Here is a 26,066-nt window from a genome sequence, read left to right on the forward strand (position 1 = left end):
CTTAGCGTACTCACGTAAAAAGTCGGTCTTTTTGGTGCCTTGTGGGTACAGCGTACCGAGCAAGTCAGTGTCGCTATAGCCACCAGTGCCGAGGTAAATGCGCGGGGTAGGGTTACTGTCCATGTTGACCACTCACTGCCGTTTAAAAGATAAATTTTGCTGCGCTATTTTTTACGCGACCAGAGCCATTCAATTAGTGCCAGTAGTGCATCGTTATGGGTATCGACATTATCGTCAGTGCTACTAGGTATCTCATCATCGCTTGGCTCAGCACGGATCAGCTCACGAGAGATGGCCGCGCGTCCCTCAATGAATAAAGACTGGGCGTAGCTCGTTGCCTCATCGACCCCCATCAGTTTGACATAGGTAGATTTGTCTAGTTTTTCATCGCTGCCAGCAGGCTTGCCAAGCGTATCAGTCGTCATGGTGACGTCTAGCACGTCGTCTTGGACTTGAAAGGCAAGACCGATATATTGGGCGCACTCTTGCAATGCCATGCGCTGTGGCGCCGTTGCGCCGGCACAGACGCCGCCCATGAGCATCGCCGCTTCTATCAATGCCCCTGTTTTATCACGGTGGATGGCTTCTAAATCATCCTGCGCGATACTGGCACTGGCTTCGGCATTGAGATCCAGCATTTGCCCAGATACCATGCGACGTGCGCGCGGGGCAAATATGGCCAATAGCTGACTTGCAATATGCGCATCGAATGGCGCAAAGGTTGGCATTTCCGCGGTCAATACTTCAAACGCGAGCGTCTGCAATACATCTCCTGCTAGCAGTGCCGTCGCTTCATCAAAGGCAATATGAGCAGTCGGTTGCCCACGGCGCAGCTCGTCATCATCCATACATGGCAAATCATCATGCACCAACGAATAGGTATGTAGTAGCTCTACGGCCAATGCAGCACGGCGCGACATATCATAGTCTGAGTCATTTTCTAGCAATGAGTCTAGATCAGCATTGAGCATGTCGATGTCGTCATTGCGCTCGTCTGTACGTTCACTATTACCGCTATTAATACTGGCAAAAGCACTGGCGACCATCAATGGGCGCACCAATTTACCTTGTCCAGTCATGACATAACGACAGGCATCTACCAGTGGACTAGGCAGCTTGGCATAAGCAAATAAGACCTCAATATCTTTTGCCAGTTGCGCGCGCACAGCACCATGAAATTGCTCAGTGCTTTGAAAAGAAATAGCGTTAAAAGGGGCAAAGCCAGAAGAGGTAGCGCTAGAAGTAAGGGAAACCGTCATAATCCAACCATTTATCAGGGATACAATGAAAACTTATTAAGGACAAGGTAAAAACGGTATTAGTGTAGCATGATAGGCCATATTGCTCGTGTGAGACACGGTATCAATCGTTTGTTTTTTGCATTTTATAGCTCTGATTTATCCAAAAACGAGGCAGTACAATCGTAATCTTACAACAAGTCTTGGTTACGCATCGCTGATGTCACTTGCTGGTTGAATATGGTCTGATAAAAGCGCAAGCTAAGTAAGTTATATTAATTGGGCTACACCAACGGTTTATCACACTTGAGATGGTAGACCGTAAAGACGAGCAAGACGGAATACATTCAAAATAGCAGCTCAGTATACAAGTATTCACTAAAACACTTTGCGCATAAGGTAAATGCCTACAGGTGATTTAAGAGTGACTTGCGAGTATGGCATTAGCTTGTGACAGTTGGGGGCATAATCCCCTACACTAATTGACGTGAAAATGGTCTGATGTTGACCGTAATGGGTTTTTACTGAGCGTATTAATTCAGCAATTGTCAGTGTTAGACCATGTCTCAGTCAGTATTTTAATAGCGGTATTTGCAACATATAAATGAAGCGCCGTGTGATGGGGTACAAGAGACGTCAAAATAAGTATCAAATCATGTGCGCTGGATAATAAAGACACCTTCACTGATGCGCCCTCTATGTGTTTGTCTTTATGACGATGTTTGTCTTGAAGGCGGCGCACAGTGCTATTACCCATTTTACTAACAGTAACTGGCTATTTATTTTAATTCAAAACGTAGCTTTCGTTATATAGAAAGGAGTTTCAAATGGTATACCAAGGAAATCGCATCACGGTGACAATGCTAGAGGATGGCATCGCCAACATGCACTACAACGCCGAAAATGAGAGCGTGAACAAATTTGATGCCGAAACCAACAAGCAGTTTGGTGAAGCCGTTACTGCTTTAGAAAAAGCGGACGACGTCAAAGGTCTTATCGTCACTTCAGGCAAAGGCGTATTTATCGCTGGGGCTGATATCACAGAGTTTGTGGCTTCTTTCAAAAAATCAGAAAGCGAGATCAAAGATTGGGTCGTTCATGTCAATGACGCTTTCAATCGTTTTGAAGATTTGCCATTCCCGAAAGTGGCTGCCATCAATGGCGCGGCAATGGGCGGCGGCTGTGAGATGACCTTGGTTTGTGAATACCGCGTCATGAGTGACAAAGCGATTATCGGTCTACCAGAAACTCAGCTAGGTATCTTCCCAGGCTTCGGTGGTACGGTTCGTAGTACGCGTATCATTGGTATCGATAACGCGCTTGAGCTTATCGCCACTGGCACACCAAAAAAACCACTTGATGCGCTAAAACTCGGCTTGGTTGATGCAACCGTACCAGCTGACGACTTGCAAGATGCAGCCATTGATTTGGTCAAAAAATGTATCTCAGGTGAGCTTGATTGGCAAGCAAAACGTGAAGAAAAACTGGCTCCTGTTAAGCTAAACCAGCTTGAGCAAGCTATGGCATTTAATAGTGCCAAAGGTGCTATTTTCGCTAAAGCCAATCCTAAGCAGTACCCAGCACCAGCTCTTGCTATTGAAGCGATTGAAAAGCACGTCAACCTACCACGTGACAAAGCGATTGAAGTAGAAGCTGCTGGCTTTGCCAAAGCGGCCAAAACGCCACAAGCAGAGAGCTTGGTTGGTCTATTCTTAAACGATCAGCTAGTCAAAAAACTGGCCAAAAAACACAGCAAGCTTGCACATGATATCAATGAAGCCGCTGTGCTAGGCGCTGGTATCATGGGTGGCGGTATCGCGTATCAAGCGGCCAGCAAAGGCTTGCCAATTATCATGAAAGATATCAAGTCTGAGCAATTAGATCTTGGTATGGGCGAAGCCAGCAAACTGCTTGGTAAAATGGTTGAACGTAAGAAGATGACCCCAGCGAAAATGGGTGAAACCTTAAGCCGCATCCGTCCTACTTTGAACTATGGTGACTTTAGCGAGACTGATATCGTTATCGAAGCGGTCGTAGAAAATCCAAATGTGAAGCGTGCAGTTCTAAAAGAAGTAGAAGGGCTAGTAAAAGACGATTGCATCCTAGCATCAAACACCTCGACTATCTCTATTACGTTCCTAGCAGAAGCGCTTGAGCGTCCAGAAAACTTCGTGGGTATGCATTTCTTCAACCCAGTACATCGCATGCCACTCGTTGAAGTTATCCGCGGTGAAAAATCTTCTGAAGAAGCCATCGCGACTACCGTAGCACTCGCCTCCAAAATGGGCAAAGTGCCTGTTGTGGTCAATGACTGCCCAGGTTTCTTGGTCAACCGTGTCTTGTTCCCATACTTTGGCGCGTTTGATTTATTGCTCAAGCAAGGTGCTGACTTTGCTCATGTTGATAAAGTCATGGAAAAATTCGGCTGGCCAATGGGCCCTGCATACCTAATCGACGTGGTCGGTCTAGATACAGGTGTACATGGCGCAGAAGTGATGGCGGATGGTTTCCCTGACCGCATGAAGCCTGATTATAAAGGGGCGATTCAGCATCTATATGAGAATGAGCGTCTCGGTCAGAAAAACGGTGTAGGTTTCTATAAGTATGAAACTGACAAGCGCGGTAAGCCAAAGAAAGTTGCCGATGAAGCCACTTACGAGTTACTAAAAGCCACGACTGACAGTGAGAAGCAAGAATTCGACGATCAAGCGATCATCGATCGCACTATGCTGGCTTTCTGCAACGAAACCGTTCGCTGCCTAGAAGACAACATCGTGAGCACGCCTGCCGAGGCCGACATGGCGATGATTATGGGTGTCGGTTTCCCGCCATTCCGCGGTGGTCCTTGTCGTTATATCGACCAAATGGGTCTAGATAACTACTTGGCACTATGTGAAAAGTACGCTCATCTTGGCAAAGCTTATGAAGCCCCGCAGAAGATTCGCGATATGGCAGCCGCAGGCGAGACTTTTTACTCAGTCGAGTAATGAACATACCGTATTAGGATAAGTGTGGTGCGTCCGCCAACACAAAGACAATCATGGATGTGTTGATAGACTTTGATGACGGACGTACGGTTTTAGCTGGTTTACGACAGCGTGATACATGGCATTGAATCGCAGCGCGTATAACACACAATGCTTTGCGAAAGAGAATCCCATCATAACGCTGGCGTGAACCACCTACACTTACACTGACAATAAAAATTGAAAAGGAAGATAGTATGACAACTTTAAGTCCAAAAGATGTGGTCATCGTAGATGGCGTGCGCTCGGCAATGGGTAAAACTAAAAACGGTATGTTCCGTCATGTACGTGCGGATACCATATCCGCTGAACTGGTACGCGCGCTAGTAGAACGTAACGACTTCGATACCAATGACATCGAAGATATTATCTGGGGCTGTGTCAACCAGACCTTAGAGCAAGGCATGAACATCGGTCGTAACATTGGCCTATTGGCAGGTATTCCAAAGACTGCTGGTGGACAAACGGTTAACCGTCTGTGCGGCTCATCTATGCAGGCACTACATACCGCAGCTGCACAAATCATGACCAACCAAGGTGATGTGTTTATCATTGGCGGCGTTGAGCACATGGGTCACGTCGGCATGATGCATGGTATTGATCTAAACCCTGCCGCTTCTAAGCACTATGCAAAAGCCTCAAATATGATGGGCTTGACCGCTGAGATGCTAGGCCGTATGAATGGCATTACGCGTGAAGAGCAAGATGCTTTTGGTCTTGAGTCACATCGCCGTGCATGGGCAGCAACCACTGAGGGTCGTTTTGACAATGAAATCATCGGTATCGAAGGTCATGATGCTGATGGTCGCTTGCAACTATGTACCGTGGATGAAGTCATCCGTCCAGATGCAACCATGGAGCAAATGCAAAAACTACGTCCAGCGTTTGATCCAAAAGGCGGTACCGTCACAGCGGCAACGTCATCTGCACTATCTGACGGTGCATCAGCGATGCTGGTCATGAGTGCTCAAAAAGCGAAAGATCTAGGTCTCAAGCCGCGCGCCCGTATCCGTAGTATGGCCGTTGCTGGTTGTGACGCAGCCATCATGGGCTATGGTCCTGTACCTGCTACCAACAAAGCACTGAAACGTGCTGGCATGAGTATCGGTGACATGCAAACCATCGAGCTAAACGAAGCCTTTGCTGCTCAAGGTCTATCGGTATTAAAAGGTCTAAATTTATCTGATAAGCAAGATATCGTTAACATCAACGGTGGCGCGATTGCTCTAGGTCATCCACTAGGATGTTCAGGTGCTCGTATCACAGTGACATTGCTCAATGCAATGGAGCAGTCAGATACCGAAATCGGTCTAGCGACGATGTGTATCGGTCTTGGTCAAGGTATCGCCACTATTATTGAGCGGGTTTAATTTTAAAATCGGCAACCAGTTTGTAACATTTGTTGATTAAAAATATTCTAATAATGACCCCTAGCCGTGATGGCTGGGGGTTTTTTGTGAATATAATGAGCGAGTTAATGCTTGGCGTAGTAAAGAGCACACAGGTACGTATGAAAATTATCTCCATTGACGCATTCAAGAAACTGTGACTAAATAAGGGTGAGCTGAGCTAAGATGTTATTGATGACAACTCTAATAATGACCATTCTAAAATAGCTTTTTATAATAAATATCAGCCGTAAAAGGAGTGTACTATGTCTACCATGATTACTGATCGTACTTACCGAATTGCTCGTGAAAACACCCAAGCGATGATTATCGATGTACAAGAACGCCTCACGCCGTACATTTATGATCACGAAAATATCGTCAAAAAAACAGTGACCATAATCAAAGGACTGCAAGCGCTTGGTATCCCCATCATGCTCAACGAGCAGTATAAAAAAGGATTGGGCGATAGCTTGCCAGAGCTTCGTGATGTGCTGGAGGGCGACAATGCAAAGAGCTTTGAAAAAGTCACATTTAGTGCCTGCGATAACAATGACACATGGCATCATTTAGCGCAGCAAAACCGTAGTACCGTATTGCTTATCGGAGTTGAGGCACACGTCTGTGTGCTACAGACCGCGCTTGATTTGCTAGACAATGGCATGCAACCGGTCATTATTGGCGATGCCGTTGGCTCGCGTTTTCCATACGACAAAAAACAAGCCATTCGCCGTATTCGCCGTGCAGGTGGGATAATCTCGACAGTGGAAACCATTTTGTTTGAGTTGTGCCGTAGCAGTGAAGATCCTGCCTTCAAAACCATTCTGAATTTGATTAAATAGATGGTTATATAATAGGGTGCTCAGTCATTTGACCCAATGACTTATAAGAGATAGCGCTTGATAACATCAGCGCTATTTTGTTGTTAGCCACACCGTAATGTGTAAAATTATCAAAAAATCAGAGAGAAATATGTCTTCAAACACACTGACGTCATTGACCGATCAAAAATCCGTTGCAACTATCGACATAGAGGACGTCACTCATTTCTTACTAGAGCTAGATGCGCTCAAACGCGTGAATCGCCGTAGTTACGTGACTGAGACTGATCGCAGAGAAAACTCTGCCGAACATTCTTGGCACTTAGCAATGGCATGCTGGTCGATCGCTGAGTTGTTTGAGCTGGATGTCAATCATGAACAATTGCTAAAGATGGCACTGGTACATGATTTGGGCGAGATTGATGCGGGCGATACGTTTTTGTACGCCGACTCGCGTCATGATGCACATGTTGAGGAGCGAGCGGGTATCGCCAGATTGCAAGGCGAACGCGGCAATGGGATTGGCAATTTGAGTGAGGTTTGGGAGGAGCAAGAAACGGGTAGTAGTAAAGAGGCTCAGCTGCTCAGAGTGGTTGATCGCTTATTGCCATTTTTGCTCAACTTAAATACTGAAGGCAAAACGTGGCGTGAGCTTGGAGTGACACGTAGTCAAGTCGCAGGTGCACATGCGTTTATTCAAGACAGCTTTGCTCCTATTCATAAATGGCTATCACACAATATTGACTATGCGACCCAGCAAGGATGGTTGATCGACGCGTAAATCTATAAAAACGCTAGGTATAAAAAAGCCCAGTTGAGCATTGTGATATACGCTTCACTGGGCTTTTATTTTTTATTATATTAGAAATAAATTACGGTTTCGTGACACCCAGTAATTGACCCATTTTTACAAAACTATTGGCTTTCATGGTCTCTTGCCAGTCGGCTTTTGCTGCTTTTGGCAACACTACGATAGCCGTTGATCCTAAATAAAAACGACCAAGCTCTTCGCCTGCCGCAAACTGCATATCGTGATCCGCTTCTTGTATATCATCCGTGCGGGTAATTTTGCCAGTGGCGACGGTTTCGATACCAGCGACAATCATAGCGCCTACCATGACAACGGCCGCTTTGCCATACTTGGTATCAAACATGCAGACCAAACGCTCATTACGCGCAAACAAGTCCGGCACATTAGCTGCCGTGGTATTGTTGACGGAAAATAGCGTACCAGGGACATAGCGAGTCTTGGTCAGCGTACCAGTAAATGGCATATGAACACGGTGATAATTGCTAGGGGCTAGGTAGATTGTCGCAAAACTACCATCGGCAAAATAACGGCCATCTTCGCTATCAGCAAGCAATTGGCCAACGTCATAGTGACGACCTTTGGCTTGTAGCATTTTATGATCTTTAATTTGCCCAAGCTGAGAGATGATACCGTCAGCAGGACTAACGATGCCGTTTGCGGTGGTATCGATGGTGCGAGCATCTTCTTTTAGCTCACGGGTAAAAAAGTCATTAAAACTCTCATAAGCGTTGAAGCTCTGGCGCTCATACTCATCTAGGCTGATATTATAAGCTTTGGCAAAACCACGGATAAAGGTGCGTTTGACATAAGGATGACGACTGGCGGCCAAACGTCCAGCGACTTTACTGAGCTTTTGCTGCGGTACCAGCTGTTGTAAGGTGGTAAATACATTCATAATAAGGCTACCAAAATAGGATGTGATGTCATTATTGCATAGGCAAGTTAATGGCCATATTTTATCATGGACAGCGTATTATTGTCTGACCATAAACTGTAAGCCATTTATAAATAAAGAAGGTCGTAAATGAAAGCACTGATACAACGAGTGAGCCGTGCCAGCGTCACTATCGATGAGCATTGTGTTGGCAAAATTGATCATGGGATATTGGCCTATATTGGGTTGGGTCATGATGATGATTTCGCCGCCGCCAAGCGAATGATTGACAAAATATTGACCTATCGCATTTTTGAAAATGACGACGATCCTGCCAAGTTTGGTAAACTGGATAAAAACGTCCAGCAAGTCGGCGGCGGATTGTTATTAGTGTCACAATTTACGCTGATGGCAAAAACGGATAAAGGTCGCCGCCCTGACTTTGGTGGCGCGATGGCACCTGATGCGGCCCAAGCGCTGTTCGAGCAACTCATCGACTATGCCAAAACCCAGTATTCAAATGTAGCCACTGGTCAGTTTGGCGCTGATATGCAAGTTGAAAGCATCAATGATGGACCACTTAATTTTCTATTGGAGATCTGACACCAGAGTGTCATCAGGCTGTCATAATTAATCCGTTTAATAGATAGAGACTGGTGAGTATTTATCGCCTTTTTATATGCTAGATTTTGTCCGCTAACACCGAGAATGTCCTATGTATAATGAGAAAATTTTGATTGTTGAAGATGAACCTGCGATTCGTGAAATGGTTGTGATGACGCTAGAAATGGCTGGGTTTGATAGCCTACAAGCGGCTGACGTATCAGAAGCGCATCAGCAAGTGGTCGATCATAGACCGTCATTAATATTATTAGATTGGATGTTGCCCGGAGACAAGAGCGGTGTTGATTTTTGTCGTATGCTCAAAAGCGATGAGATGCTCTCTGAGATACCCGTCATTATGCTAACGGCCAAAAGCGAAGAAGACAGCAAGGTTCACGGCCTCGATGCAGGTGCAGATGATTACATGACCAAGCCTTTTTCGACGCGCGAGCTGATTTCCAGAATCAAAGCGGTCTTGCGCCGTAGTAGCGCGATGAGTAGCGACAAGCCTATCGAAATTGGTCAGCTGAGTCTCGATACCAAAAGCCAGCGCGTGACAGCCGCAGGAAAAGTCATCGAGGTCGGCCCAACAGAATATCGCTTATTAGCATTTTTTATGAGTCACCCAGAGCGCGCTTACACAAGAACGCAGCTGCTCGATCAGGTTTGGGGCGGTAACGTTTATATCGAAGATCGAACCATTGATGTACATATCAAGCGTCTACGTAAACTATTGCGCCCTTATGATTGTGATACATTGATACAAACGGTGCGCGGTACAGGTTATCGGTTCTCTAGTCTTATTGAGCCAAGCTAATCTTATATAAGTTGATTTTTGATAACTTGATCTTGTATGAACAATGCCACCATAACAATAAATAAAATAGCGGATAGTGGTAAGGATAAGAGATGAACAAGATAGCGCCAGCAAAAAAGAAAAAAGACCATAACTATAATAATGACCAGCAAGATGCGCCAGCACAAATCGCTAGCCAAAATGCGGCGGAGCAATTAGAGAAAATCAGAAGTGCGCTGCGAGCATTGCGAGATGCGGTCATCTTACTGAATGAAGATGATGGGTTAGAGTGGTGGAATCAGGCGGCGCAGGATCTCTTGTCACTGCAGCCAGCTGACAAAGGCCAAAGTGTGTTTGACTTTATCATTGTGCCCGAGTTTCGCCAGTACTATCAAAACACCACCCTGCCGAATGATGGTGTCCATATAGAATCGTGGCGCGATCCCAGTCGTTATCTAAAGTGTGAGCTCACGCCTTTTGGTGACGAGAAGCTATTGTTTATTTATGATGTGACCCGCGTACAGCATTTAGAGCAAATGCGCCAAGACTTCGTGGCGAATGTCTCTCATGAGCTACGCACACCGCTGACAGTGATGATGGGCTATTTGGAGAACTTCTCTCACCAACCAGACATGCCGCCGCAGTGGCGTCGCGGTTTTGAGCTGATGACCCAGCAAACAGCGCGTATGAATCGAATCGTAAATGACTTACTGCTGCTCTCCAAGATTGAAATCGAAGAGACGCATGAGTTCAATGATGTCGATATGACCAAACTGCTCACCAATATCTATGACGATGCGCAGGCCTATAACCAAGCATACAAGCACACCATTCATTTGCACATCGATACTTATGATGGGTTATATGGGTCAGAGGTGTACTTGATCAGTGCGCTGTCCAATCTGGTCATCAATGCCATTAAATATACACCAAAAGGTGGCAATATTACGATCAGTTGGACACGGACATCGGATGGGTGCCGATTTGCTGTCGAGGACGATGGACTGGGTATCGCACCAGAGCATATTACCCGTCTGACAGAACGCTTTTATCGTATCGACAAAGGTCGTAGCCGGGCCACAGGTGGTACAGGATTAGGACTGGCTATTGTAAAGCATGTCTTGCACCAGCATGAGGCGCAGCTACAGATAGATTCAGTAGAGGGAGAGGGGTCGACATTTAGCGTAGTATTTCCAGCCGCGTATGTAAGGTCGGCTGCGACAAGTTAGTGAAGGCATTGCCCCATATTGTTAGACTCGTCATGCGGATTTATTTAGCATGACTAATTTAGTATACCTAGTCTTTTTGCAAAAGCGGGTAAGGGTTGACGGCACTGCCATTGATATAAATACCGTAATGTACATGTGGCGGTGTCCCTTTTGCGTTACCGCTATCACCCACATAGCCGATAATATCGCCCTGATTGACCCAATCATTGGGCGCAATATCGGCATAGTCTTCTAGATGCGCGTAATAATGACCAGCACCGCCAGGCCCTACCACGACGACCACGCGCCCACCCAAGTTATTCTCACCAACCTTACTCACAATTCCCTGCGTGGTTGACTGTATCGGCGTGCCACGTTCTGCAAAGATATCGATGCCTTCATGTGAGCGCCCTTGACTGCGTGCCGCACCCCAAGTGTCCGTCAGGTTTTTCTCTGGCAGTGGACTGGGGAGACTGTTTTCTGTAGGCAGCTCTTGCTGTAATAGACTCAGCTGTTGCCACTTGGCGACCACAAATGATTGGGTCTGCTCGCTAATGCTGGGTAGCAGCTTATCAAAGACAAATAAGAATCCTATCAATACAACTGCCCTAATCAGAACGCTCAATATGCGGCTGACCAAAGAAGGCTTCGGTGGTTGGTTTTTTCCATCTGCTAGCATTGATGTCTCTTATCTGTTTTATATTATATGAACTAATATTATAAAAGCCCTATCTGCTAAGGTATGTATAGCATTGTTATCTATGGCTTTTATCCCCATAAATACAGGTGGGGTTAAATACAAGCACAGCAAATATAACTTTATCTACTTAACGCTTCGGTTGAGCGATGATGGTGCTATGGATGGTTAATTTTTTATGAATGATGCTTTGAACACCGCTGACATGACAGATACGGCTACTATGGCTGAAACAGCGCTTGTCATCGATACTGAAACCGATCAAGGCCGTGATCCGAGACCCATTCAAGTGGCGACGATCAACGTGGCAACTGGATTTGAATGGATGAAGTACTTCAATAGCGGCCGCTCTATATCCCCTGCCGTCATCAAGGTGCATGGTATTACTGATGCTGACGTGGCTGGTCTTGAGCGTTTTGAGTTGGATCAGTTTGAGCTGCCAGAGTATTTGATTGGTCATAATGTACGCTTTGATTGGCGAGTGATTGGCAGCCCTTCTGCTAAGCTGATTTGTACTGTGAGACTCGCGCGTGCTGCCTTTCCAGAGTGGCGCGCTTATGGTCAGTCTAAGTGTATCGAGCAATTATTGGGTAAGGGCGAGGCGAGCACGATGACGATTGCCGCTCATGACGCGCTAGGGGATGCACGGATGTGTTATCTACTTTACCAAGCCTGCTGCGAGCGTTTAGAGATTGCGCCGACCGATTTTGCAGCAGCACATGCTATCTCAAATAAAGCGACGCCTGTGAGCAAGATGCCATTTGGCAAGCATAAAGGTAAGCCAATCAAAGAGGTGCCTATCAGCTATGTTAAATGGATGATAGGCAATATTCATAATATGCAGCCGTCACTGTATTCTGCCCTAAAGAAGCGGATAGAAGCAGAAAAAACAAACAATGCTAAGTAATAAAAGCGCATTTACCGACTTTGTGTATTGATACAAATAAATGATATCAGTCGCGACGGCCTCTTATACTGATGGATGAACAACGCTATTCACCTTTACTAAACCAATCTACTGCCATTTGCCACAGCTCTGGCGCTTTAGCATTGGTTTTACTGCTAAAGTAGCGCATGTGACCGATATGATTTAATCCGAAATCTTCAGGATTTAAAAACCGCTTTTCGACGGGCATGTTCGTAAATACGCGTATCATGTCATCCATGTTTTCGCTATTGGCAATATCATCATCACTAAAGCCAAGCCACAATGCTGGCATGCTGAGTGCATCGTAAAAATGGGTGTGTATACTTTTACCAAAAGCAGTCTTGATATAGCCTGCGCCATTACACCATTCACGCCATTGACGAGCCACACCGCGCGGTAGTGGCTCGCCCATGCCGAATTTGTCTGATGGTGTGTACCCTAAGGTTAAGTTTGATAATGGGATAAAGGCGTCCATAAATCCCATGGCTTTGAGCTTATAAGGCATGCCCATGTTTTTGATACGGCCTGAAGAGCACGCGACATTGAATACGGACGTAATCTCCTGATAATTTGGCATCAAACCGATAAGCTGCCCTCCTGCGCTATGACCGATAAGGTGATAAGACGCCTCAGGAAACTCATCTTGCAGCGCATCAAGCACGGCAGGCATATCGTGTCGCCCCCAACTTATGAGCGAAGCATCACACTTTGCCAGATTGGTCGAAAGCGACTCACCAATCCCTTCATTATCAAAAGTCAGTACGCCAAAGCCGCTCTCTGCTAAATAGATAGCAAAGCTATGATAAAAATGACGTCTGATTCCTGTGGCGGGCGCGATCATAATCGCTTTTGTCATTCCCTCTTTAGGGCGATAGACAGTGGCTGCCAATGCCTGATTGCGATCGGTCATGATGCTCAACGAGTACGTGTCGATATTGGTTGCTCCATCAGCAATATTAGGACTAATCAAAGGATTGTTAATAATACTTTCTGCATACTCTGCGGCAGAAACAGCGTTGTGATTATCCATTGTGATACCTTCATGTTTTTTATGAGTAGATAGTGATTATTAAACTGCGATGAGTCACCAATTCCCATCTTTAAAATGTAGTTGTTGCGTAGTGATAAATCGTTGTGACTATGTGGTAGCATTGCTTATGTTAAGATAAATACTAGCGAGACAGGTACTCAAATATGACTTTCAAGTTTTGTATGACTTGGTTGAACTCATTCTATAAATGGCGTGCATAACACTATAAATGAAACGTGTGGTATTTGACCTTTACTAATAACAAACACTCAATAAAAAATGATCGATAAATTAAGGAAACTATATGCAAATGAAAATCAACGATGATACTTATGATGTAATCACGAGCAAAGACATCACCAATATAGAAAAAGCCGTGGATAAATCAACACTAACGATGCCGCTAGTGGCCGTATATTGCGGTTCACGCTTGGGCAACAATGATGTGTATGAGCAGGCAGCACGCGAGCTTGGCAGTGCGTTGGCAGATAATGGTATGGGATTGGTATATGGCGGTGCTAGCATTGGTCTCATGGGCGCGGTCGCAGATGAGGTCATCAAAGGCGGCGCTGAGGCGGTAGGCGTCATTCCAACCTTTATGCTCAAGCACGAAATCGCTCATGAGCAGCTGACTCGCTTACATTTGACCGATACCATGCACACGCGTAAGACCGTTATGGCAGAGTATGCTGATGCCTTTATTACCTTGCCGGGCGGACTGGGCACACTAGAAGAAATTATGGAAATCGCCACATGGCGTCAGCTGTATCAACATGAAAAGCCAATGATTATTCTCAATATCAATGGTTTTTATGACCGTATGATTGAGCATCTAAAATATACCACCGAGCAAGGGTTTATGAAGCAGCAAGATTTAGATCGTTTGGTGGTGTGCAATACGATTGGCGAGGCAATCGAGATGCTACAGACCGTCGTGACTATCAATGATCATGTAGATACAGAAAAAATGGCTGGTAGCAACAGCTAAGCTTTATAAAATCGAGCAATTAAAAGCAGTCACGTAAAAAAGGAGCAGATAACCGATTATTGGTTGTCCGCTCCTTTTGTATAGTCAGTTTTATATTCATAAAGTTAACCGTAAACGCTAGAAATGACTAATACTTGCTATACACCAGCGGGTGAGAGATCATCCAGTGCTGCTTCACGAATACTGTGATTGACATCTGCCATTGCTATTGGAAATCCACGCTGCTCAGCGAGTACACGTGCAACCTTATCAACAGCCAGACCATCGTTATGTGTCAAGTACGACCATTCGTGTGCGTAGCGGCTACGATTCATTGGCGTATCGTTCTGTATCAATCCGAGCGTCGTCAGCTCATTCACTATCTGATCAGAGGCGATCAAAGTCGAAGATGCTTTGACATTTTCTGCACGAGCGTAACGTATATTAGAATACAAGCTTACGTCAGCCACTCGCAACGTATCATCTTCTCCAGGAATTTGCTGCCCACCATATAGCGCATTGCCAACAGTGCGTGCACTATTGAACGTCGGTACAAACTCAGCCACATATTCAATCGCCTGCTGGCTACGCGCTTGTAGCGGCGCTTTGTCCCAGCCATCCTCGATATAGTGTACGTATTGCTGTGGTAGTTTAGGCTGAGCGCTGTCTGAGCTAGATGCGACCAGACCGTCATCAAATAAGGTAATGGCTTTACTCATGCCATGTATCTGAAAATACCCACCCGGATAGGGGGTTAACTGCGCCATGCCTTCGGGCGTACCTCGTTGACCATAAACAATAATCTCAGGTATCTGTCCACCTGCATCGCCCCAATGGGTGACATAAGAGGATTTAAACTCGACCATGCGCGTGACTTCAACACCGACCATGTCATCGATGACACCAGTGCGAAAACCGCAAGCATTGACCAAATAATCGACTTCGATAGATTCAGCTTGAGAGTCGTTTGCTTGCTGATAGTCAATGCGCCATTTGGTAACATGGTGATCGGCATTGGTGCAGTTTTCACAATCCACAGGGACTACTTTTTGTACTGTGGTGTCAGTAAAGACATGGGCATGATCATATTCTTCAAGCGCCAACTGCGCAGAAGCCGCCAAGCGAAAGATATTCCAGCCATATTCTTGTACGACAATCAGTGGAAATTTTACCTTATTTAAGTCTAAGTATTTGGCAACGGGTATCATCCACTCATCAACCGTACTTGGTACTTCAACTTGCTCACGCTCAGACAACTCAAGCAACTGCTCATGGCTATAGAGCTGATAGTAATCCTCAGGTTCGCCAAGTACTTTATTGTTGACATCCTGCTCGATAAGCTCTTGATAAGCTTCTGTCAAAATATCCAAACGCGGCAGCAAGTCTTCAGGCAGTCCTTCATCGCGTGTCGGGACCGCAAATACAGTAGGACGAACATCGATGGTATAAGGATAGAGACGTAATATGTCAATACATTGCTTGAGGAGCGCCACACAATCTTCATCAGGTATCTCGCGGTACAAGTTGCCACCAGCATGCAAATGACACATTGGTGGGCCATCAATGAGTGATTTTTTCTTCTCAAACAAATAAGTCTCAAGCCCTAGTGCGGCAAGGCGAATGGCAATCGTTGAGCCTGCAGTACCGCCGCCCAAAATGCCGACGCGTTTAGTAGGACGTTTGATTGGCGAGTTTTGATGATCTCCATAAGACAGCACCTTAGAAGAATCATCTTGTTTGACAGAATGAGCGTGATTTTTATTAGAAGACTGAGTCATTGTCGTCATTATATCCTTAGTAGCATTTGCATCAGGCCATGCTCGGTGTAATCGTTAAATGTCTTGTAACTATTGATATGCGTGCAAAGGTCGCTAAGTTCAATATTTATTTATAAGCCACAACAGAGGTATTTTCTATTGTGTAGTAATACTTCATTTCTATAAGTTCATTTTACGAAGAACTACAGACAATATGATGACAAATACGTAAGTAGATGCATGAGTTTTGTCAACGAGGTGAGGTGGCCTTAGGCAGTTTCTAATAGGCGAGGTCGAGTGCAACATCTGGAGAATGGGGATAAGGTCAGCTTTCTGTAGCCAAGAAGGCCTGTGTTTAAGCATTTTGTAAGATTCAGCCACTTTTGTAAGTTTGTATATTGACGGCCATTATCGCCAAAAACTGTATGTTATATTTATTTCGCTCAAATGAGATCAAAGCTTTGTTTTTATCGCTTTCACATCAAAAAATAAAAACGGCTCATAAAATTTATTATTACAATTATCAAAATGACAAGGAAGTTGCTATGAAAAATATCATGATGTTATCTGCACTAACTGGCGTATTAGCACTGACCGGTTGTACGACGCTAAAAAGTGTTGTTGGAAATGACATGTCAGGCACGCACGAAGTCCAAGCAACCAATAACAATACGGCCCCTATCGCTAGCAAAAATGGCGTATTGGTAGATGCAACGAATCACATGACGCTTTATACGTATGACAAAGATTCGATGAATAAGTCAGACTGCGGCGCCGCCTGTCAGGTTGTTTGGCCAATCTTCCAAGCACCAAGCAATGCAAAACCTTCTGGTCAGTTTGCGGCGTTCAAGCGTGAAGATGGTAAGTATCAATGGGCGATGAATGGTAAACCATTATACTTCTATGCTAATGATACAAAAATGGGCGATAAAGATGGTGATGACAAATTTGACGTTTGGCATGTTATCCCAACCAAATAGTATCTTATAACGCTATTGTTGGACAAAAAAAGCAGCCCTATTATGGAGGCTGCTTTTTTGTTGTTGCTAGTAAAAGCGATTAATAGCGAATGACGTCTATTTTGACTTTTTCTCTACCAACTCACCATCTATCTGAATAGGCACATTGGTGGTAACGCCTTGCGAGTATGCATCCATGCCATACGCTGTACGATCGATGTTACCTGTTGCACGGAAGCCAACCACAGGTTCTTTGGTCAAAGGACTGTTATCGATTTTCTTTAGCGTTAGGTTAAGTGTTAATGGTTTGGTTTGACCAAGTAAAGTAAAGTCGCCAGTGACTTTTGCTTGTTGTGGATTGATAAAGTTAACCTGAGTGGATTTAAAGCTCATGGTAGGGTACTTCTCAACATTGAAAAACTCGTCGGTTTTCAGATGCTTGTCACGGGCTTCCCAACCAGTATCAATACTGTCTGTATCTACAACAAAGTTAAATTGAGTTTGATTTGGGTTTTTTAGATCGAACTGTACAGTGCCGTCGACATCACTAAAGTGCCCCATAACCGTAGAAAATCCCATATGCTCAACAGAGAAACCGACACGAGTATGTGAATTATCTAGTTGCCACTGAGTTGGTAGAGCAGCGCTTGCCATAGTCGTGATAGCAAGTGCTGAGCTGATTAATAGTGCCTTAGTAGTGGTTTTGATGGTAGTGTCTATCATTGAATAGTCCTTATTTAGTGTTAGGGAAGTTGTGCTTACCGATGAACAAAGAGTGCGATATTTTTTGTAGAAAACTGACTAGCCATATCGCATAAATGTTCGATAGATAAATGGCAAAGAAAAGCTAAAGCTCGTTAGCTTAACTACAGATATCTATACAATTGATTAATTAAACTAACCAAATTATTGTAATAGGTTCCTCTACATATCTCAACACTATTTGTGTATTGGTGACAACTTATCACATATCTCTATCACAACTGCGGCTTGCGTTGAGTGACAAAAACCGTTAAAATCGCGGTTTAATTTTCCCGCTGGGGAAAGGCTAAGTGAGCAGAAGAGTGGTGCTTTGTGCTGGAATAAGCCAGTGACGCAGTTGCCATACTTATAATGTCCTTAGTGCCTCAGTTACGTATGTTTTCGTTTGCTTGAGACATCGCTCATGATGTTGACGCAAATTGCCATACATACATCGGACCTAGAGAGTTTATTATGCGTAAAGATATCCATCCTGATTACCAAGAAGTTTTGTTCCATGACACCAATGCTGACGTGTACTTCTTAACTCGTTCAACGGCTAAGACTAAAGCGACTCGCGAATACGAAGGTAAAGAATACCCATACTACCCACTTGATATCTCAAGTGCGTCGCATCCATTCTATACTGGTGAGCAACGTAAAACCTCTACTGAAGGCCGTGTTGCAAGCTTCAACAAACGCTTTGGTGCATTTGGTGGCCGTAGCAAGAAAGCTGCTGACGCTGCTGAATAATTTATACCTATGGTGTAAATGTGTTTTGCTAAGTAATAAAAAACCGCTGATGATTCAGCGGTTTTTTTGTGTCGATAGATCAATACTTGCGTGTTTTTAGCAATCTGTCTGAGCGGTGGGTGAGTCTAACAGTTGGGTCATGTTCTCTACGATCTGCTGTGCCCAATAACCATACATCAGGCTACTCGGATGAAATCCATCACTGGCGAACATCACGGCAATATCAATAGGCTGACCATTGCCATGCTCTTTTATCATGCGTGCAAAGTCAGTTGCCATATAGTTGACACCGTCATGAGCAGCGCAGACTTTTTGCAATATCTCATCAAGTATTGAGGCCTTTGCCCCAACAAAATTATTGAGTGGGGAGGGAATCGCAGGCATCTGCGCCATCGGTGGTAAGCTCAAAAAAATCAACTCGCGTACGCCAAATTTACGCTGCGCAATATCAATGGTATCTTCAATTTGCTGCTGCCATTGATGCACAGAGACATTGGACGTCGTATCGTTGACCCCAACGCTCAGAAGCATCACATCGATAGGTTGGTCAGGAGTAGGGAGGACATATAATCTGCGCAAAATATCAAAGCTAGTATGACCAGTCGTCGCTTGTAATGACCAATTGAGCTGTGCAAAGTTCGATCGAATAACGGCATTCTGTTCCAATATCGGAATCAGCTTACCAACCAGCGCTTCTTGCTGAGTCTGACTGCCAACACCTGCTGCTGCTGAGTCGCCCACGACCATCAAATTGAGCGTCTCTTGGCTTTTAGATGACAGTCCATCATCTGCTTTTGATAGCTCAACCATACCGTGTCTTTCGCCGTTTGGCTCCGGCAAACGAACGGTTTCACGCTTGATTTTACGACCCTGATAAAGATAAACAGGCGCAAATAATACATCTTTTGCGATAGATGTTAGTTTATTAGTATCTACCATCCTGCACGTTCCCTAATAATCGTGAGACTGTCCTCAATCAATAATTGACCATCAACATAGACATCGCGTAATAGGTTGTCTGATGGTCTACCCAATGCCTGCTCTTTTATGGTTTTGATCTGGCCATTGCCATCTTGTACCAGTGCCAATCGTCCTTTTTTCGATCGTTTTGAGCGGCTGGTGATAGGGTCTTTATAAATATCTTTCCATGTGCCATCGATACAGATAGCGCTCGATTTCATCGCCCAGCTCATGGTGTCACGGTTGACTTGCTGCAATAGACCACCGCCCATACCAAATGTCACGTTTTCTATGCTAAAGCCTGCTTTGATTATCACGTCAATAATTTTGCTTAAGCTTTGTGAGCTGATGCCATCGCCTTGGATGATGCGCACATAATCAGGTAGAACTTTATAGCCTTTGCTGTTTACCGTCGTGCCAAACTTCACCGCCAAACGCTCTAGCGCTTCACGGACGACTTTAGTCGGCTCGCCACTGTCTGGTCGAATGACCAAAGTGCCACCCATATTTTCGACCTCATCTTTTAAGGCATCGCCCCATATATTATCGATCGCATTCCATAGGTCGTAACTGTCAGACACAACTGAAAAAGCCTTATCTTCGCCGCCGAACTGCTTAATCATATTATGAAAAGCCGCTTTCTCATCATCACGTCCCCATGCGGTCATTGTGCTGTGCTCCGCCGCTGGAATGGAGAAGGCAGGCATGTCATTACCCATCTGATACCAGCGACTGGCCGCAATAAGTGCTGTCATTGAATCGGTACCAGCAAAGTTGACCAAATGCGCCAAGCTGCCAAGGGCAACCGTCTCCTGACTCGACGCACCGCGCGCGCCAAAGTCATGTAAGCGAAAAGGTAGCGACTCTGTATTGTTCGCTGACTTTTCTAGCGCTTGACGGATAATCTCTTTGCAATAGCGAGAGACACTAGCGACCGTTGACGGATACCAAATCGCGCGTAATAGCGCTGTTTCGATATAGCTTGGTAGCCAATAAAACTCAGGATCAGTGTTGATAACTTGGCAGACTACATTTGATGCCGGAGCGATGCTGCCCTCAGGAATGGCTTGAATACGCAGTGGCAAATAGCCGTTGTGTTTTTCAATCAAGTGCTCCCAGCCCGCACGATTAAAGGTTAAGCCATGCGCTTTAATCACTTTTTCGGCTTCGTCGATATCTTGATACGTGATAGGAGTGCTTAGGTACTCTTTGATAAAGGCCTGCAGACCAAAGAACACCACATCATAGTCGCCTTTGCGCGCTTCAATGTAGCTGGACAGATACTCACTACCACTTGGATATTGCACCCAATGTGAGGTTTTATAGCTGTCACTATTTAAGATTAAATTGTTTAGATTACTGGTGTACATCACAGAACTCCTCTGCTTTGAGCTGCCGCAGCTGCTTTGAAAGAACAGTGGCGGCGGTTGAGTGCCGTCTATCGGCACTGGTATAAAAAGTTAAAAAATACATTGTGTAGATATCAGTGAGGGTTGATTTGACCATGACCTGCTCATCTGTCCAATAACGAAAAACTACAACCCAACCATTTTGGTAATAATCGCATAATGATCTTCAAACATCATTTTGGCATCAAGCTCTGCCAATGGTAGCCAAAATGCTTTGGTCGCATCATCACCGCCTTTTACTTTTGGCAACCCTTTTGGGTCGTTTTTGAGCTGGAAGTAAAAGGCTTGGGTAATGGTGCGTCCGCGTGCTGAACGATACGGGTCATCAAAGGTATGCTGACTGTGGCAAGAACCACGCAATACGGGCTCAGGCACTTTCAGGCGTGTCTCTTCACGCAGCTCGCGAATACAAGCGTCAAATAGCGTCTCTTTTGGGTTTAAAAAACCACCCGGTAGTGCCCACAATCCGCGTCCTGGCATACTACGTCGCTCGACTAGTAAGATGTGCCCCGACTGTACAATCAACGCATCAGCCGTCATGAAGGTTGGTGGATAGGGGGCAGATTGCCACTGTCTTTTGTATTTATCAATAAAGTCCGCTTCTTCATGCAGCTGATGATAATCGTCCGTTTTTTTGAATGCATCGAGGACGCTGCGCGTTGACTCAGGCGTGCGCTCAGGCGTTGGCGTAGCGCCCATCAGATAGCTGTCGCGAATAGGCGTGGCTGATAGATTATGATAATTGGGTACTGACACCGATGCCCAGTTAGGGAACAGTGATAAGTAATATGATGAGCTGTCTTTTGAGTGACCAATCAGACCAATATCCGTCAGCAAATCACCCGTGACTGATTTTACACCTGCTTGGACGTATTGTAGCCAGCGCGTATCGTTGTATAGTGCATCGTCTAGACCGACGCAATGGATACGAGAGGCGTCTTCTGCTGAGTAAGCGCCCTTGATCATCGCCGCGCGTTCAGCGACGCTAAACGGATTACGTAAGCTGCGTGGTAGATTGGCCGAACCAATCAGCATAATCACTTCATCAGAGCGTTTGAGCGCTTCGTCAATGACTGCCTTGTGCCCACAATGAAACGGCTGGAAACGCCCGATAAAAACCAAATAACGGTAGTGTGTGCTGTTTTTTCGCTCGGGGTTTTGCTTATCTGAAGCTTGCTCTGATAATTCACTCATAGACGCCAATTTCCTACAACTTATTTTTATTGATAAAAAATTAATGACGCTAATACTGACACAGCCTGTGACTTTCTGACAAGTGGAAAGATGTTTAGGGGTGTATCCTTAGTAGGCATTATTTGTATTTAGTCTGCTTGATAAATAATGCAGCTGTCTTTATATAGAGGGTAGCTTATCGGTCATTATATAAACAATGCCTAATCTACTGACTTGTAGTGCCATTGAAAAAACCAATGACAACCATTTGCAGCGGTCACGGTTCAATTCACAGTAGCGCGGTCGGAATTACTCCTTGTTTCAGGTATAATGGCCATTATAGACGGATTAAATTTTATGACTATTGCTGCCAGTGCATTACAATAATAAACCTCAAGCACTGATGGCTTGCAAACTGATATAAGCCATAAAAATTTTGAAAAATTCAAATTCACGACACGGTCGCCATAATAGATATTGCGCTTGTGTCACAATGCATAGGAAACATTATGAGTGAGCAAAATCAAGCCGCTGACTATGAGTCAGCATTAGATACTGAGCAAGTTGAAGCAAAAAGCAATATCACCATCACTGAGTCTGCTCAAGGCTATTTGGCAGACTTGTTAGCCAAGCAAGACACTGATGGTATCGGTGTGCGTATCTTCGTTGAGCATCCAGGCACGCCGCGCGCAGAGTGCTGCATGGCTTATAACCAACCAGGCGAAGAAGACAGCGCTGATTTGTGTTTGACCTATGATGATTTTTCAGCCTTTATCGAAGCGGCCTCGGTGCCTTATTTAGAAGATGCGGTCATCGATTACAATAAAGATCGTTTTGGTGGTCAGCTGACCTTCCGCGCGCCAAACTCTAAAGTACCCAAAGTGGGCGCTGATGCGAGCGTCGAAGAGCGTATTAACTATGTCTTACAGTCAGAGATTAACCCTGGCTTGGCAGCGCATGGCGGTGACGTACAGTTGCTTGAATTGATTGAAGAAGAAGGTATTGGCCTGACCGCGGTCTTGAAATTTGGCGGTGGTTGCCAAGGCTGTTCAGCTGTTGATATGACACTGCGTCAAGGCGTTGAAGTACAGCTTAAGCAGCAAATACCAGAGCTGACGCAAGTGGTTGATGATACCGACCATACGCGCACAGAAAATGCTTATTATAAATAAATGCAAAAAACCAATAAAAGCAGCATAGCGGTTATAAAAACGCTTATGCATGTTTGTCATTAAACAATTAGTATTTTGCTATTCTCTTAATAAAGAAGCTGAGTTATGATGAACTCAGCTTTTTTTATTGCTATGATTTAGCAGACAGCTTTTTGAGATAGTTTTTAAACGCGAACTCTTGAATCAGTAAATCTTGATCAATACATTTGATCCATACAAAGGAATGTACGATGAGTGATGAACAAGCAGCCCAAGAATTAAAGAACAACCAGCGTCTTGAGACCTTGGCGATTCATGCTGGCTATAGCGTGGAGCCGACCACCAAATCCGTCGCCGTACCTATCTACCATACCAGCTCCTATGCGTTTGATAACACTCAGCATGGTGCTGATCTGTTTGATCTAAAGGTCGCGGGCAATATCTATACGCGTATTATGAACCCGACCAATGCGGTGCTAGAAGAGCGCGTTGCTGCGCTTGAAGGTGGTATCGGTGCGCTTGCGGTCGCCTCTGGTATGGCTGCTATCACTTATGCGATCCAGACCATTTGTGAAGCAGGTGACAATATCGTCGCCGTATCGACGCTATATGGCGGTACTTACAATTTGTTTGCGCATGCATTGCCGCGTCAAGGTATCGAGGTGCGCTTTTTTGACCACAAAAACCCAGAAGCCATTCGTGATTTAATCGATGATAAGACTAAAATGGTCTTTGCCGAGAGTATCGGTAATCCACTGGGTAATATCGTAGATATTCAGGCGCTCAGTGATATCGCTCACGAATATGGTGTACCAGTAGTGATCGACAATACCGTTGCGACCCCTGCGCTTTGTCGTCCGTTTGAGTTTGGTGCGGACATTGTGGTGCATTCATTGACTAAGTATATGAGCGGTACGGGGACGTCGATTGGTGGTGCGATTATCGATAGTGGTACGTTTGCGTGGGGCGATTATCCTGAGCGTTTCCCATTACTGAACACGCCAGATGCTAGTTATCACGGCGTGAACTTTGTCAAAGACGTGGGCGCGCCTGCCTTCATCGCGCGTGCTCGTGTCGCACCGCTACGCAATACGGGCGCGGCGCTTAGTCCGCTCAATGCTTTCAGTATTTTACAAGGGATGCAAACGCTGAGTCTACGGATGGAGCGTCATGTACAGAACGCACAAGCGGTTGCAGAATACTTACGTGACCAGGACAAGGTCGCTTGGGTAAAGTATGCAGGCCTGTCTGACCATCCTGAGCATGAGCTTGCCCAAAAGTACATGAAAGGCACGCCTTCTGCTATTTTGACCTTTGGCGTAAAAGGCGGTTTGGAGGCAGGGTCGCGCTTTATCGATGCGCTACAGCTGATTACGCGCTTAGTGAATATCGGTGACGCCAAGTCATTGGCCTGTCATCCTGCCTCGACGACGCATCGTCAGTTAAATGGGCAGGAGCTTGAGCAAGCTGGCGTTAGTGAAGATATGGTACGTTTGTCTATTGGTATCGAGCATATTGAAGACATCAAAACCGATCTTGCGCAAGCATTAGCTACTGCTTAATATAAAAGCGTGCTCATTTAGGAAAATTATTTGAGTGATTATAATCTATAAACAAAAAAGCCCATATCGACTTGATATGGGCTTTTTATTTGCGTTAAATATACATATTCAGCATTTAAGCAGATAGGACACGCTGAGCAATATCTCGGTAATCCTGCGAGGCAAGACGTGGTCCAAACTGCTGGATGACTTGTGACGATATTTCGCTGGCAAGACGTCCACACTCTGGCAAGCTATAATGCTGCGATAGCGCATACAAGAAGGCACCCGCGTAGTTATCACCTGCGCCGTTGGTATCGATGACACTCGTTACTGCTGGCGTTGCCACGTCGTAAACTTCAATCTCCGATTCTTCATCAGGTTTGTGGGTAATGACCGCACCGTTGGCACCATCAGTGACGACCGCTGTTTGGCAATGCTCAAGCAGGGCACGGGCAGCGGCTTTGACTTGTTTTTTATCGGTGAATAGCTTGGCTTCTTCGCTATTACAGAATATCACGGCGACTTTATTGCCGAGCATGTTAAGCAGGCCGTCTTTGGCAAATTTCACTACAGCAGGATCCGCAAAACTCACGGCAATTTTTGCATTATGAATACCGGCTTGTTGGCGCAGTTGCGTCATTGCTGGTTGGATGCTTTCAGACATGGCCAAATAGCCTTCTAAATATAGCCAGTCTGCTTGCGTCAACGCGTCAAAATCAACATTGTCAGCTGCGATTTCGCTTGAGGTGCCAAGATAGGTCTGCATGGTACGCTCGCCATCTTCGGTGACAGCGACCACGCAGGAGCCGGTCACACCGCCTTCATGGATAGATTTGTCTGAGGTTGCGACGCCTGCTTCGTGCAAGTCTCTGAGGTAAAACGCCCCTTGATCGTCATCACCGACGCGGCAAGCATAAAACGGCTTACCGCCGAGGCTAGCAAAGGTAAACATTGTATTGGCTGCTGAGCCACCGCCGGCTTGTTTTGATGGCTCAATCTCAGCCAACTTAAAGTAAGCCAGTAGTTGCTGCTGCTCCTCAAACTCTGCTAATGTCATATTACCTTTGGTCAGCTCGGTCTCTTCTAGTGCCGCATCTGACAGCACATACTCGTGATCAACCAACGCATTACCTATCGCCATTACATCGTACATTGCTTACCTCTCTTCAATTAATTTATAAACGGTTATCTTTTTTATTGTTAAAAACTAGGGCGTGTTGAACATTCGCAAA

Annotated in this window: 23 protein-coding genes; 13 read left to right on the forward strand and 10 right to left on the reverse strand. The window is 45.3% G+C overall.

What is annotated here, in order from left to right:
- Positions 1-164 precede the first annotated feature (164 nt).
- On the reverse strand, positions 165-1,259 hold the full coding sequence (locus AS194_RS08675; RefSeq protein WP_058025118.1) for a polyprenyl synthetase family protein: 1,095 nt from the start codon (positions 1,257-1,259) through the stop codon (positions 165-167).
- An 806-nt stretch (positions 1,260-2,065) separates the two neighbouring features.
- Here AS194_RS08675 and fadB point away from each other — a divergent pair.
- The 4 genes from fadB (at position 2,066) to AS194_RS08695 (ending at position 7,254) form a co-directional block, all read left to right on the forward strand.
- Entirely contained in the window at positions 2,066-4,225 is a 2,160-nt protein-coding gene (gene fadB, locus AS194_RS08680; protein ID WP_058025119.1) for a fatty acid oxidation complex subunit alpha FadB, read from the forward strand.
- Positions 4,226-4,461: 236 nt separating this feature from the next.
- The gene (gene fadA, locus AS194_RS08685) at positions 4,462-5,634 is read left to right on the forward strand and encodes an acetyl-CoA C-acyltransferase FadA (RefSeq protein WP_058025120.1); all 1,173 of its coding nucleotides are present in this window, start codon (positions 4,462-4,464) and stop codon (positions 5,632-5,634) included.
- 284 nt (positions 5,635-5,918) lie between these two features.
- Positions 5,919-6,494 (forward strand): isochorismatase family protein, encoded by a 576-nt coding sequence (locus AS194_RS08690; protein WP_058025121.1) that lies wholly within the window; start codon positions 5,919-5,921, stop codon positions 6,492-6,494.
- A 130-nt stretch (positions 6,495-6,624) separates the two neighbouring features.
- Positions 6,625-7,254, forward strand: coding sequence for an HD domain-containing protein (locus AS194_RS08695; protein ID WP_058025122.1), 630 nt, complete (start codon positions 6,625-6,627; stop codon positions 7,252-7,254).
- Positions 7,255-7,345: 91 nt separating this feature from the next.
- Here the strand turns inward: AS194_RS08695 and asd are convergent, their stop codons facing one another.
- Complete coding sequence (gene asd / locus AS194_RS08700) at positions 7,346-8,179, reverse strand: archaetidylserine decarboxylase (protein ID WP_058025123.1); 834 nt, start codon at positions 8,177-8,179, stop codon at positions 7,346-7,348.
- 129 nt (positions 8,180-8,308) lie between these two features.
- Here asd and dtd point away from each other — a divergent pair, with 129 nt between their 5' ends.
- The 3 genes from dtd (at position 8,309) to phoR (ending at position 10,786) form a co-directional block, all read left to right on the forward strand.
- Complete coding sequence (dtd, locus tag AS194_RS08705; RefSeq protein WP_058025124.1) at positions 8,309-8,761, forward strand: D-aminoacyl-tRNA deacylase; 453 nt, start codon at positions 8,309-8,311, stop codon at positions 8,759-8,761.
- A gap of 112 nt (positions 8,762-8,873) precedes the next feature.
- Positions 8,874-9,578, forward strand: a complete 705-nt coding sequence (gene phoB / locus AS194_RS08710; protein WP_058025125.1) for a phosphate regulon transcriptional regulator PhoB — start codon at positions 8,874-8,876, stop codon at positions 9,576-9,578.
- Between the two features lie 92 nt (positions 9,579-9,670).
- A complete protein-coding gene (gene phoR / locus AS194_RS08715) occupies positions 9,671-10,786 on the forward strand; it encodes a phosphate regulon sensor histidine kinase PhoR (RefSeq protein WP_058025126.1) in 1,116 nt (371 codons plus the stop codon).
- Positions 10,787-10,853: 67 nt separating this feature from the next.
- Here the strand turns inward: phoR and AS194_RS08720 are convergent, their stop codons facing one another.
- A complete protein-coding gene (locus tag AS194_RS08720; protein ID WP_058025127.1) occupies positions 10,854-11,444 on the reverse strand; it encodes a M23 family metallopeptidase in 591 nt (196 codons plus the stop codon).
- Between the two features lie 196 nt (positions 11,445-11,640).
- Here AS194_RS08720 and AS194_RS08725 point away from each other — a divergent pair, with 196 nt between their 5' ends.
- Positions 11,641-12,369 (forward strand): putative quorum-sensing-regulated virulence factor, encoded by a 729-nt coding sequence (locus AS194_RS08725; protein ID WP_227511617.1) that lies wholly within the window; start codon positions 11,641-11,643, stop codon positions 12,367-12,369.
- Positions 12,370-12,454: 85 nt separating this feature from the next.
- Here the strand turns inward: AS194_RS08725 and AS194_RS08730 are convergent, their stop codons facing one another.
- Positions 12,455-13,420: an alpha/beta fold hydrolase gene (locus tag AS194_RS08730; protein WP_083499647.1), complete on the reverse strand. Its 966-nt coding sequence runs from the start codon at positions 13,418-13,420 to the stop codon at positions 12,455-12,457.
- A gap of 304 nt (positions 13,421-13,724) precedes the next feature.
- On the opposite strand from AS194_RS08730, the gene AS194_RS08735 reads away from it, so the two are divergent.
- A complete protein-coding gene (locus AS194_RS08735; protein ID WP_058025128.1) occupies positions 13,725-14,408 on the forward strand; it encodes a TIGR00730 family Rossman fold protein in 684 nt (227 codons plus the stop codon).
- 137 nt (positions 14,409-14,545) lie between these two features.
- On the opposite strand, the gene AS194_RS08740 is transcribed toward AS194_RS08735, so the two are convergent.
- Positions 14,546-16,174, reverse strand: a complete 1,629-nt coding sequence (locus AS194_RS08740) for an FAD-dependent oxidoreductase (RefSeq protein ID WP_227511618.1) — start codon at positions 16,172-16,174, stop codon at positions 14,546-14,548.
- A gap of 515 nt (positions 16,175-16,689) precedes the next feature.
- Here AS194_RS08740 and AS194_RS08745 point away from each other — a divergent pair.
- Complete coding sequence (locus AS194_RS08745; RefSeq protein WP_058025140.1) at positions 16,690-17,124, forward strand: hypothetical protein; 435 nt, start codon at positions 16,690-16,692, stop codon at positions 17,122-17,124.
- 96 nt (positions 17,125-17,220) lie between these two features.
- On the opposite strand, the gene AS194_RS08750 is transcribed toward AS194_RS08745, so the two are convergent.
- Complete coding sequence (locus AS194_RS08750; RefSeq protein ID WP_058025129.1) at positions 17,221-17,826, reverse strand: YceI family protein; 606 nt, start codon at positions 17,824-17,826, stop codon at positions 17,221-17,223.
- 492 nt (positions 17,827-18,318) lie between these two features.
- Between AS194_RS08750 and AS194_RS08755 the strand changes: the two genes are divergently transcribed.
- The gene (locus AS194_RS08755; protein WP_058025130.1) at positions 18,319-18,597 is read left to right on the forward strand and encodes a type B 50S ribosomal protein L31; all 279 of its coding nucleotides are present in this window, start codon (positions 18,319-18,321) and stop codon (positions 18,595-18,597) included.
- Positions 18,598-18,693: 96 nt separating this feature from the next.
- Here AS194_RS08755 and AS194_RS08760 read toward each other — a convergent pair whose 3' ends face one another.
- The 3 genes from AS194_RS08760 to AS194_RS08770 form a co-directional block, all read right to left on the reverse strand.
- On the reverse strand, positions 18,694-19,536 hold the full coding sequence (locus tag AS194_RS08760; RefSeq protein WP_058025131.1) for an SGNH/GDSL hydrolase family protein: 843 nt from the start codon (positions 19,534-19,536) through the stop codon (positions 18,694-18,696).
- Positions 19,530-20,927 carry a nicotinate phosphoribosyltransferase gene (locus AS194_RS08765; RefSeq protein WP_058025132.1) on the reverse strand — a complete coding sequence of 466 codons (1,398 nt, stop codon included), beginning with the start codon at positions 20,925-20,927 and terminating at the stop codon, positions 19,530-19,532. The genes AS194_RS08760 and AS194_RS08765 overlap by 7 nt, the downstream gene beginning before the upstream one ends.
- A 165-nt stretch (positions 20,928-21,092) precedes the next feature.
- Positions 21,093-22,160, reverse strand: coding sequence for a bifunctional nicotinamide-nucleotide adenylyltransferase/Nudix hydroxylase (locus AS194_RS08770; RefSeq protein ID WP_058025133.1), 1,068 nt, complete (start codon positions 22,158-22,160; stop codon positions 21,093-21,095).
- Between the two features lie 488 nt (positions 22,161-22,648).
- On the opposite strand from AS194_RS08770, the gene nfuA reads away from it, so the two are divergent.
- Positions 22,649-23,311, forward strand: a complete 663-nt coding sequence (gene nfuA, locus AS194_RS08775) for a Fe-S biogenesis protein NfuA (protein ID WP_058025134.1) — start codon at positions 22,649-22,651, stop codon at positions 23,309-23,311.
- A 230-nt stretch (positions 23,312-23,541) separates the two neighbouring features.
- A complete protein-coding gene (locus AS194_RS08780) occupies positions 23,542-24,852 on the forward strand; it encodes an O-acetylhomoserine aminocarboxypropyltransferase/cysteine synthase family protein (protein WP_058025135.1) in 1,311 nt (436 codons plus the stop codon).
- 115 nt (positions 24,853-24,967) lie between these two features.
- Here the strand turns inward: AS194_RS08780 and AS194_RS08785 are convergent, their stop codons facing one another.
- Positions 24,968-25,987 (reverse strand): adenosine kinase, encoded by a 1,020-nt coding sequence (locus tag AS194_RS08785; protein ID WP_058025136.1) that lies wholly within the window; start codon positions 25,985-25,987, stop codon positions 24,968-24,970.
- Between the last annotated feature and the right edge of the window lie 79 nt (positions 25,988-26,066).

This window comes from Psychrobacter piscatorii, assembly GCF_001444505.1.
GTDB classification, from domain to species: Bacteria; Pseudomonadota; Gammaproteobacteria; order Pseudomonadales; family Moraxellaceae; genus Psychrobacter; species Psychrobacter piscatorii_B.